At 61.8% G+C, this 10032-nt stretch carries 10 protein-coding genes; 4 read left to right on the top strand and 6 right to left on the bottom strand.

The window, feature by feature from the left end:
- Positions 1-27 precede the first annotated feature (27 nt).
- The 4 genes from dnaX (at position 28) to recR (ending at position 3505) form a co-directional block, all read left to right on the top strand.
- The gene (gene dnaX / locus QVF59_RS01955; RefSeq protein ID WP_287877064.1) at positions 28-2004 is read left to right on the top strand and encodes a DNA polymerase III subunit gamma/tau; all 1977 of its coding nucleotides are present in this window, start codon (positions 28-30) and stop codon (positions 2002-2004) included.
- A 1-nt stretch (position 2005) separates the two neighbouring features.
- Entirely contained in the window at positions 2006-2344 is a 339-nt protein-coding gene (locus QVF59_RS01950; RefSeq protein ID WP_103523444.1) for a YbaB/EbfC family nucleoid-associated protein, read from the top strand.
- A gap of 88 nt (positions 2345-2432) precedes the next feature.
- Entirely contained in the window at positions 2433-2834 is a 402-nt protein-coding gene (locus QVF59_RS01945) for a GFA family protein (protein ID WP_287877054.1), read from the top strand.
- A 41-nt stretch (positions 2835-2875) separates the two neighbouring features.
- Positions 2876-3505: a recombination mediator RecR gene (gene recR, locus QVF59_RS01940; RefSeq protein ID WP_287877052.1), complete on the top strand. Its 630-nt coding sequence runs from the start codon at positions 2876-2878 to the stop codon at positions 3503-3505.
- A gap of 18 nt (positions 3506-3523) precedes the next feature.
- On the opposite strand, the gene QVF59_RS01935 is transcribed toward recR, so the two are convergent.
- The 6 genes from QVF59_RS01935 to QVF59_RS01910 form a co-directional block, all read right to left on the bottom strand.
- A complete protein-coding gene (locus QVF59_RS01935; RefSeq protein WP_159875528.1) occupies positions 3524-4903 on the bottom strand; it encodes an aminotransferase-like domain-containing protein in 1380 nt (459 codons plus the stop codon).
- Positions 4904-4929: 26 nt separating this feature from the next.
- Positions 4930-6270, bottom strand: a complete 1341-nt coding sequence (gene ccoG / locus QVF59_RS01930) for a cytochrome c oxidase accessory protein CcoG (RefSeq protein WP_287877051.1) — start codon at positions 6268-6270, stop codon at positions 4930-4932.
- A gap of 201 nt (positions 6271-6471) precedes the next feature.
- Positions 6472-7101 carry a MarC family protein gene (locus QVF59_RS01925; RefSeq protein ID WP_159875530.1) on the bottom strand — a complete coding sequence of 210 codons (630 nt, stop codon included), beginning with the start codon at positions 7099-7101 and terminating at the stop codon, positions 6472-6474.
- Positions 7102-7269: 168 nt separating this feature from the next.
- Positions 7270-8400: a succinyl-diaminopimelate desuccinylase gene (gene dapE, locus QVF59_RS01920; protein WP_287877048.1), complete on the bottom strand. Its 1131-nt coding sequence runs from the start codon at positions 8398-8400 to the stop codon at positions 7270-7272.
- Entirely contained in the window at positions 8397-8747 is a 351-nt protein-coding gene (locus tag QVF59_RS01915; RefSeq protein WP_159875532.1) for an ArsC family reductase, read from the bottom strand. Before QVF59_RS01915 ends, dapE begins: the two co-directional genes overlap by 4 nt.
- Before the next feature lie 13 nt (positions 8748-8760).
- Complete coding sequence (locus QVF59_RS01910; RefSeq protein ID WP_287877045.1) at positions 8761-9921, bottom strand: PilT/PilU family type 4a pilus ATPase; 1161 nt, start codon at positions 9919-9921, stop codon at positions 8761-8763.
- Between the last annotated feature and the right edge of the window lie 111 nt (positions 9922-10032).

Below are 10032 nucleotides of genomic sequence, written 5' to 3'. Positions count from 1 at the left end.
GGCCGATTGCCATTAAAATCCGCCCCCATGAGCTATCAAGTCCTTGCCCGCAAGTGGCGTCCCAAGCGCTTTGCCGACCTCGTCGGTCAGGAGCATGTGGTGCGCGCCCTCTCCAATGCCCTGAAAGAAGAGCGGCTGCATCACGCCTATCTGCTGACCGGCACCCGCGGGGTGGGCAAGACCACCATCGCACGCATTCTGGCCAAGAGCCTGAACTGCGAAACCGGCACCACCGCCGAGCCTTGCGGTGAATGTTCTGCCTGTCGCCAGATCGATGCAGGCCGTTTTGTCGACCTGCTGGAAATCGACGCTGCTTCCAATACCGGCATCGACAATATCCGCGAAGTGCTGGAAAACGCGCAGTACGCGCCCACCTCCGGCCGCTTCAAGGTGTACATCATCGACGAAGTGCACATGCTGTCCAAGAGTGCCTTCAATGCCATGCTGAAGACGCTGGAAGAGCCGCCGGCCCACGTCAAGTTCATCCTGGCCACCACCGATCCGCAAAAAGTGCCGGTGACGGTGTTGTCACGCTGCCTGCAGTTTTCCCTGCGCAATATGACGCCGCAGCAGGTGGCAGGCCACCTGGCCCATGTGCTGCAAGTGGAAAACGTGCCGCACGAAAGCGCCGCGCTGGCACTGCTGGGGCGGGCTGCAGCCGGTTCCATGCGTGATGCGCTGTCGCTGCTGGATCAGGCCATTGCTTATGGCATGGGCGACGTCCGGGAAGACGGCGTGCGCGCCATGCTGGGCGCGGTGGACCGCCGCTACCTGTTCGTGTTGCTGGACGCGCTGGCATCCGGTGATGGCCCGCGCCTGATGGCCGAAGCCGAGCAGCTGGCCCAGCGTGGCATCGGCTTTGACAGTGTGCTGGCCGAAATGGCCGTGCTGTTGCAGCAACTGGCCATGGCACAGACCGTGCCCACGGCGATTGCCGATGACGAACCGGAACGCGAGGCATTGTTTGCGCTGGCCAGCCTGATTGCGCCGCAAGACGTGCAGCTGTACTACCAGATTGCCATTCATGGCCGCAAGGATCTGGCACTGGCCCCGGACGAGCACGCCGGTTTCAGCATGACCTTGCTGCGCATGCTGGCCTTCCATCCGGCCCATGCCCAGGCCGATAGCGTGGCCACTGCTCGCAGTAATGCCGCGCCTGCCGCACATCGCCCGGCGCAGGCACCGGCCGGTGCGCCGGCTGCGGTGACCGCAGCCGAGCCGGGCACTGATGGTTCCGCCGCTGCCCGCGCCTTGCTGGCTGGCCTGGCCAATCGCAAACCGGCCAGCCGTCCGGCCGAGCAGCAGGCTTCCCCGGCGGCCGACGCCGACCCGGAACCTGCGCCCCGGCCTGAGCCTGTCACACCGCCACAAGCGTTGGTGGAGGCGGTAGCCAAACCACAAGTTGCGCCCGCTGTCGTACAGCCGGTTGCTGTATCCGCGCCTGCTGAAGAGGCGCTTGAGGCTGAAGATCAGGCGACCGAGGCGGACAGCGAGCTGGAAACCGCCGCACCATGGGACGAAGGGGACGAAGGGGACGAGGGCGATGCCGACGATGCGCTGCCTGCCTATGCCATGGCCGAAGAAGCCGAGCTGACGGAGACGGTGGCCTATCAGTTTGATGGCGATTGGGGCGCGCTGGTAAGCCTGTTGGGGACCAAGCTGGGCGCAGCCCGCATGCTGGCCCATAATGCAGTGCTGAAAAACTGGAGTCAGTCGCGGCTGGAGCTGGCAGTGCCGGACAGCTTCCGTCACATGGCCACGCGCGACTATCAGGAAAAACTCAAGGCCGCGCTGAGCGAGCAATTTGCTCAGCCTGTCGAACTGGTGGTGACAATCGAGGAACTGGGGCTGGAAACACCGGCCATGCAGGGTGCCCGTCATCGTCAGGAACAACTGGCCCAGGCCCGACAATGCCTGGAAAACGATCCGGTGATCCAGCAACTGGTGCGCGAAATGGGTGCCACGCTGGTGGCGGAAACGATTCAACCTTTGCAGGAGTTGTGACATGTTCGGTAAAAACGGTATCGCTGGTCTGATGAAGCAAGCCCAGCAAATGCAGGAAAACATGAAGAAGGCACAGGAAGAGCTGGCCACGGTGGAAGTGGAAGGCCAGTCCGGTGCCGGCCTGGTGAAAATCGTCATGACCTGCGGCCACGATGTAAAGCGCGTGTCCATCGATGACAGCCTGCTGGACGATGCCAAGGAAGACAAGGAAATGCTGGAAGACCTGATTGCCGCCGCCGTCAACGACGCGGTACGCAAGGTGGAAGCCACCTCCCAGGAAAAAATGTCCGGCTTTACCAACGGCCTGAATCTGCCGGCTGGCATGAAACTGCCGTTCTGAGCCCGTTACCGTCCGGCGGGTGCGGCCATGCGCCGCTGCTTGCCGCTGACGGCGGATGCGTGCTGTCAATCAGACTCCGGGAGTCAGTATGGAGCAGGTATTGCAAGGGCGTTGTCTATGTGGGGCGGTGCGCTATCAATGCCATGGCCGCCCCTTGAATGTGACGTACTGTTACTGCAAGACCTGCCAGCAGGCCAGCGGCGCACCGGTGTATCTGGGGGCGCTGTACCCTGCCGGTGCCGTGCGCTGGCAAGGCAGCACCACCGCCTACCGCTCCTCGGCGCTGGGTCTGCGTCATTTCTGCGGGCAGTGCGGTTCAACCCTGTTTTATGAATGTACCGATGGCAGTGGGCGGGTGGAAATCACCGTTCCCACGCTGGAAACGCCAGCGGTATTGCGGCCTGACTGCCATGAATGGACGGTCAGTGCCATTCCCTGGTTTCACCTGGACGACGACCTGCCGCGTTACCCGCAGGGCGGGCCGGACTGAAGCCGGCTTACCTTCCCTTATTCTTTCCTGCTTGTTTGCCGATGAAAAACCCACCCGCGCTTGAACAATTGATTGCTGCCCTGAAAGTGCTGCCCGGTGTCGGCCCCAAAACCGCCCAGCGCATGGCTTTCCATTTGCTGCAGCGGGACAAGACCGGGGCGGACAAGCTGGCACGGGCGCTGGATCGGGCGCTGAACCATCTCACCCATTGCGAGCGCTGCAATACCTTTAGCGAAACCCCGCTGTGCAGCATCTGTGCAGACCCGGAGCGCAGGCCCGACCAGCTGTGCGTGGTGGAAATGCCGGCCGACCTGATGACGCTGGAGCAGGCCAAATGCTATCAGGGCCTGTATTTCGTGCTGATGGGGCGTATTTCGCCGCTGGACAATATCGGCCCCAAGGAAGTGAATCTGGACAAGCTGATGGTGCGGGCGCTGGACGAGGTGGTGGAGGAGGTGGTGATTGCCACCAATTTTACTGCCGAGGGCGAAGTCACCGCCCACATGATTGCCGAGCTGCTCAAGGGCCGTGGCCCCAAGGTGTCGCGCATTGCGCGCGGACTGCCGGTGGGCGGCGAGCTGGAATATGTCGACCTGAGCACGCTGGCGCAGGCCGTGTACGAACGCAAATCGCTGACCGCCCAGTCAGACCCGTCCACGCCGTCGGGCTGAGCGTCACGGCAAGCCCTGTCACTCCATGGCTTGCCGCAGCAGTGCGCCTAACAGGGCAACGCCCTCGCGCTGGTGCAGCGGGTCGAAAAAGCTGAAGTTCAGCCGCAAGGCATTGGCCGCGACCGGGTGCGGGTAGAACAGCGTGGCCGGCGCATAATGTATGCCCTGTTCGATGGCCAGTGGCAGCAAGGCCGCACAGTCCAGCCCTTCCGGCAACACCACCCACTGGAAATAGCCGCCTTCGGCGCGCAGCAGACGGCTGCCCACCGGGAAACTCTCCATGATTTGCTGCACCATGGCATCGCGCCGCTGCCGTAGGCTGGCACGCAGCCGGGTTAGCATGTCGCCGTGCTGGCCGGTGGACAACAGCCGCGCCAGCGCCATCTGGCTGGGCAAGGGCGTGCCCAGCGAGCTGCACAGCTTCAGCCCGCGCACGGTGTCGCTCAAGCGCCCGGCTGCAATCCAGCCTACCCGATAGCCCGGTGCCAGCGATTTGCTGAAGGAAGAACAGTGCAACACCGTACCGCTGCGATCAAAGGCCTTGAGCGGGCTGGCCCCCTGCTTGCCGAAGTAGAGTTCGCGGTAGGTGTCGTCCTCGATGATGCACACCCGGTATTGCTCGGCCAGCGCCACCAGTGCGCGCTTTTGCGCTTCCGGCATGATCAGGCCGGTGGGGTGCTGGAAATTGGCCATCAGCACGATGCCGGCTGGGCGCTGCTCACGCAGCATGTCCTCCAGTGCATTCAGGTCCAGGCTGCCTTGCTCGGACAGTGCCGCCGGCAGGATGGCAATGCCCAGATGGCGCAGCTGTTCCAGCGCAGCCGGGAAGGCGGGGGTGACCACTACCATGCTCTGGCTGCCGGAGGCACTGACCGCCGCGCGCATGGCCAGGGTGAGCGCTTCCATGCCACCGCAGGTAATCAGCAGCTCGTCCCCCGCCAGCGCAATGCCCTGACTCAGATAATGCAGCCCCAGCTCGCGGCGCAGGCCGTCAAAGCCCTCCAGCGGTGTGCTGGACAGGGCGTCGCGGTAATCCTGCAAGGCGCGGCCCAGCGCCCGGTTCATCGGCGTGGTGTTGATCAGCGCCGGGTTGATGAAGGGGCAGCCCCAGGGCATGGGCAGGGCGGTGGTCAGGTGTTCCATGCGCAGGGTCTGCGGGGCAGCGGCTTCGGCTGGTGCCGTGCGCGTTGCCGGTGGACACACGCGGAAGCCGGAGCGCGGCAGCGCCTGCAGCAAGCCCTGCCGCTCCAGCTCGGCATAAGCGCGCTGGGCGGTGGTCAGGCTGACGGCATGGTCCTGGCATAGCTGGCGCAAGGAGGGCATGCGGTCACCGGCGCGCAGCTGTCCCTGTTCGATGGCGTGGCGGAACAACTGTGCCAGTTGCTGGGTTTTGCTCATGGATACGGGGCTCGCAAATGAGGGCGTTACTCGCCGATAAAGCTGCTTTTTTCATGTAGCACATGGCCGGGCTGATCCAGCGAGCGGATGATGAAGCGGATATCGTTGGCACCACGGGCAGCATTCTGTGGTTCAACCTGTACCCGCAACCCTATGGTTTCGGTAGCGGTGGCTGCCAGTGCAATCTGTTCGCCGGCATGGGCCAGCCGGATGCCGGGCAGTCCTTCCACGCTGATGGCAAAGCGCTGGGCGGTTTCGCTGCTGTTGATCAGCCGCACACTATAGCTGTTTTCCAGCCAGCCATCGTCGGTTTCCCTGACCAGGCTGGCGCGGTCGCGCAGGATGTCGGCCTTGAACGGCAGGCGCTGGGTAAAGCTGAACACCGACAGGCCGATGATGCCCAGCAGCAGGCTGCTGTAAAACAGCACGCGTGGGCGCTGCCATGCCGGTTTGCCATTGCTCTTGCCTTCCAGTGCGGCCTCGCTGGTGTAGCGTATCAGCCCGCGCGGGGCGTGCAGCTGGTCCATCACCTGATCGCAAGCATCGATGCAGGCCGCGCAGCCGATGCACTCGTATTGCAGGCCGTTGCGGATGTCGATGCCGGTAGGGCAGACCTGCACGCAGATGCCGCAGTCGATGCAGCCGCCGGCGGATTTGTCGGCCTGTTTGCCACGTGGCTCGCCACGGCGGGCATCGTAGGAAATGATCAGCGTGTCGCGGTCGAACATCGCGCCCTGAAAACGGGCATAGGGGCACATATGACTGCACACTTTTTCCCGTAACAGCGCCGCCAGCAAATAGGTGAAGGCCGCGTAGAACAGGATCCAGAACACTTCCCACGGCCCGGCCTGGCCCTGCCACAGATTGGCGGCCAACTCGCCTGCCGGGGCAAAGTAGGCCACCAGGGAAAAGCCGGTCCACAGCGAAAACAGCAGCATCAGGCCATGGGCAGCGCTCAGACGCAGCAGCTTGCCGGCAGAGCCCGGGGCGGCGTCCAGCTTGCGCCTGGCCTTGTGGTCGCCCAGCACCAGTCGCTCTATCCACAGCATGATCTGGGTATACACCGTTTGCGGACAGGAATAGCCGCACCACAGCCGGCCCGCCAGCGTGGTCCACCAGAACAGGCCCAGCGCGCTCACCACCAGCACGGCAGCCAGATAGACAAAGTCCTCCGGCCAGAAGCTGGCACCAAATACGAAGAACTGATGGCGCTCCAGGTCGAACAGCACGGCCTGGCGCTGATTCCACTGCAGCCAGGGCAGGCCGAGGAAAACCAGCTGGGTGAGGATCACCAGTGCCACGCGGATATTGTTGAAACGGCCGCTGGTCAGGCGCGGGTAAATCTTGATGGGGACGGGCTGGGTCATGGTGCGGAGTCCGGTAAGATAACCCGCCCTTTTTAGGCGCTGTCACCATGACAGACAATGCACAGATCCGGCTGTATTTATCAGTACAGATTATACATTGTCGTTTTGATTCAATGGCTTAATTTGCTGTGCGTTGAGGTGGAGCTAAGGCTGATACATACAGATACGGTACAGATGCTTGCGCCAGATCAAATAGCTGGCCTAGCGCGACAGCTGGGGAAACAGGCGGTACAGACCATCAACGATGATTTCCACTGACACCGCCGCCAGCAGCATACCCATCACCCGGTTGACGATATTGATGCCGGTCTGGCCCAGCAGGCGGCTGATGGGCGAGGCCAGCACCAGCGCGCCATAGCAGGTAATGGCTACCAGCAGGCTGCTGATCAGCAGATACACCACCTGCACCCAGGAATGGGCGGTGGAGGCATAAATGATGACGGTGGAGATGGTGCCGGGGCCGGTGAGCAGCGGAATGGCCATCGGCACCACCGCGATATTGGTCTTGGCCTCGGCCTCGGACTGCTCTTCCTTGGTGGTTTTGGTGGGGGCCGGCTTGGCATTCATCAACGCAATGGCAATCAGCATCACCAGCAGACCACCGCCTACCTGGAAAGAGCCGATGCTGATGCCCAGAAAGCGCAGCAGGGTTTCGCCCACCACGGCAAACAGGCATAGCACCACCGCTACCGCCAGCGTGGTGGTCTTGGCAATGCGCTTGCGTTCCAGCTGACTGGAGGTGGGCGTCAGGCTGATGAAGATGGGAATGGCACCCAGCGGATTGACCAGCACCAGCAGGGCGACAAAGATTTTGGCGATTTCGAGTTCCATGGTGGACCCATGCTAGGTGAAAGCTGTTGCGCTGGCATTCAGCGGCGGGACATAAAGCTGCAGGCTTGCGCCAGCGCGTGCCATGGTGCGGCTTGCCGCATGGCTGCAGCCTGACAGGGTCATGAGCAGGCCCGAAGTGGGCCTGTCGTAAGCGCCTTGCTGCAATACTCAGGACAGCAGCAGTTTTTCCAGCGTGCGCTGGTAAATTTCTGCCAGCGGTTCCAGATGCGCCACTTCCACACATTCGTTCAGCTTGTGAATGGTGGCGTTGACCGGGCCAAACTCCACCAGCTCGCGCGCAATGCGCTTGATGAAGCGGCCATCGGAGGTGCCGCCGGTGGTGGACAGTTCGGCGCTATGGCCGGTGACCTGGTAGATGGCTTCGCCCAGCGCATCGGTGAGTGCGCCCGGCGCGGTGATGAAGGGCATGCCGGACAAGGACCAGTGCAGCTCGTAGCCCAGGCCATGCTTGTCCAGAATGGCATGCACCCGGTCTTTCAGCGATTCCACCGAGCTTTCCGGGCTGAAGCGGAAGTTGAAGCGGATTTCACACAGGCCGGGAATGATGTTGACCGCACCGGTACCGGCGTGGATGTTGGACACCTGCCAGCTGGTGGGCGGGAAAAAGTCATTGCCCTGGTCCCACTGGGCTGCGGCCAGCTCGGTCAGCGCCGGGGCCATCAGGTGTACCGGGTTCTTGGCCAGATGCGGGTAGGCAATATGGCCCTGAATACCGTGAATCACCAGACGTCCGGACAGCGAACCACGGCGGCCATTCTTGATGGTGTCACCCAGCTTCTGGTCGGAAGTCGGTTCGCCGACAATGCAGTAGTCAATCAGCTCGCCACGCGCTTCCAGTGCATCCACCACCTTGACCGAACCATCCACTGCCACGCCTTCCTCATCAGAGGTCAGTAGCAGGGCAATGCTGCCGGGGTGGTCCGGATGGGCTGTGACAAAGGCTTCAATCGCGGTGATGAAGGCAGCCAGCGAGGCTTTCATGTCGGCTGCGCCGCGACCATACAACAGGCCATTGCGCTGGCGCGGTTCAAACGGCGGGCTATCCCATTGCTCCACCGGGCCGCTGGGCACCACATCGGTGTGGCCGGCAAAGCACAGCAGCGGGCCGCTGTTGCCGCGGCGCGCCCACAGATTGTCCACTTCGCCAAAGCGCATGGGTTCGATGACAAAGCCCAGTGCGTGCAGGCGCTCGGCCAGCAGTTGTTGGCAGCCGGCATCGTAAGGCGTGACGGAGTCGCGGCGTATCAGTTCGCAGGTCAGCTCCAGCGTCTTGCTCATGCGCTGAACTCCTCGTTCCATGCGGCTTCGTTGAAGCCAACGCTGGTCTTGCCTGGGCGCTCCAGTACCGGGCGCTTGATGATGGAAGGCTGCGCCTGCAGCACGACAATGGCACCGGCCGGCGTGGCCGCCTGGGCTTTGAGTTCGTCGGACAGGCCGCGCCAGGTGGTGCCTTGGCGATTGATCAGCTTGTCCAGACCCACGGCGTCAATCCAGGCCTGCAGCTGTTCGGTGCTGACGCCCTGTTTTTTGAAGTCGTGGAAGGCAAAGTCGATGTGATGATCGGTCAGCCACTGGCGGGCTTTTTTGACCGTGTTGCAGTTGGGGATGCCGTAGAGGGTGATCATGTTGTGTGCTTGCTTATAAATCCAGGGTGAATCCGTCAAAGCTGGTGGCAGCTTTGTCTGGGTCTTGTTTGGCCTGAGGCTGGCTGTTGCTGACCGGGTTTGCCTCGGCCTGCTTGCTCTGGGCGTGGTTGATCAGCCAATACAGATTGGTGGGCGAATCGGCATTTTTCAAGGCATCGTCCAGCAGGATGCGGTCTTGTTGATACAGTCGGAACAAAGACTGTTCAAAGGTTTGCGCACCTTCACTCATGCTGTTTTCGATGGCTTCCTTGATCTGGTCCACGTCGCCATTGCGAATCAGCTCGGCAATGTGAGGAGTGTTGATCAGGATTTCCAGCGCCGGAATCTGCTTGCCATCCTTGGTGGGAACCAGCCGTTGCGAGATGACGGCTCGCAGCGACACCGACAGGTCCATCAGCAGGGCATTGCGGCTTTCGGTCGGGAACAGGCTGATCACCCGGTTAAGCATGTGATAGCTGTTGTTGGCGTGCAGGGTGGACATGCACAGGTGGCCGGACTGCGCATAGTTGATGGCATGCGTCATGGTTTCGGCATCGCGGATTTCGCCTATCATCAGCACGTCCGGCGCCTCACGCATGGCGTTTTTCAGCGCGTTTTCGTAAGAGAAGGTATCCACGCCGATTTCGCGCTGGTTGACGATGGACTTTTGATGGCGGTAGACAAACTCGATCGGGTCTTCCACCGTCAGGATGTGGCCGGACTGGCTCTGGTTGCGGTGTTCCAGCAGGGAAGCCACGGTGGAGCTCTTGCCGCTGCCAGTGGCCCCCACCACGATGATTAGCCCGCGTTTTTGCTGCACCAGGCTTTGCAAGGTATCGGGCAGGTTAAGCTCGGCCAGCGACGGAATGCGCGGCCGAATGAAGCGCACCACCATGGCCACCGTGCCGCGCTGCTTGAAAATATTCACCCGGTAATTGCCCAGTCCATCAACCAGCCGGCCAAAGTTCATTTCCAGCTCGCGCTCGAAGGTGGCAATTTCGGTTTCATTCATCAGGCTGTAGGCCAGCTGGCGCACGATATCGGCAGACAGCGGCTTGTCATTGATGGGCAGTGTTACGCCGTCAATCTTGATCTGCGGCGGTGCTTCCGCAGTGAAAAAGATGTCACTGGCCTGTTTGTCGGCCATCAGCTTGAAGAATGGCAGCATCAGCATGGTTGGTATTTCCGATACAAATGAATGGGTGTTCTGACAGTACGCTGTCTTTTTTATAGACGTATTGTGCCTGCAGTCGGCGGTGAGCGACAGCGGGCATTAAAAAAGCCC

The sequence above is a fragment of the Aquitalea sp. genome (assembly GCF_030150775.1).
Lineage (GTDB): Bacteria > Pseudomonadota > Gammaproteobacteria > Burkholderiales > Chromobacteriaceae > Aquitalea > Aquitalea denitrificans.
Note: the sequence above shows the minus strand (reverse complement) of the source record. Positions and strands in the feature narration are given on the sequence as shown.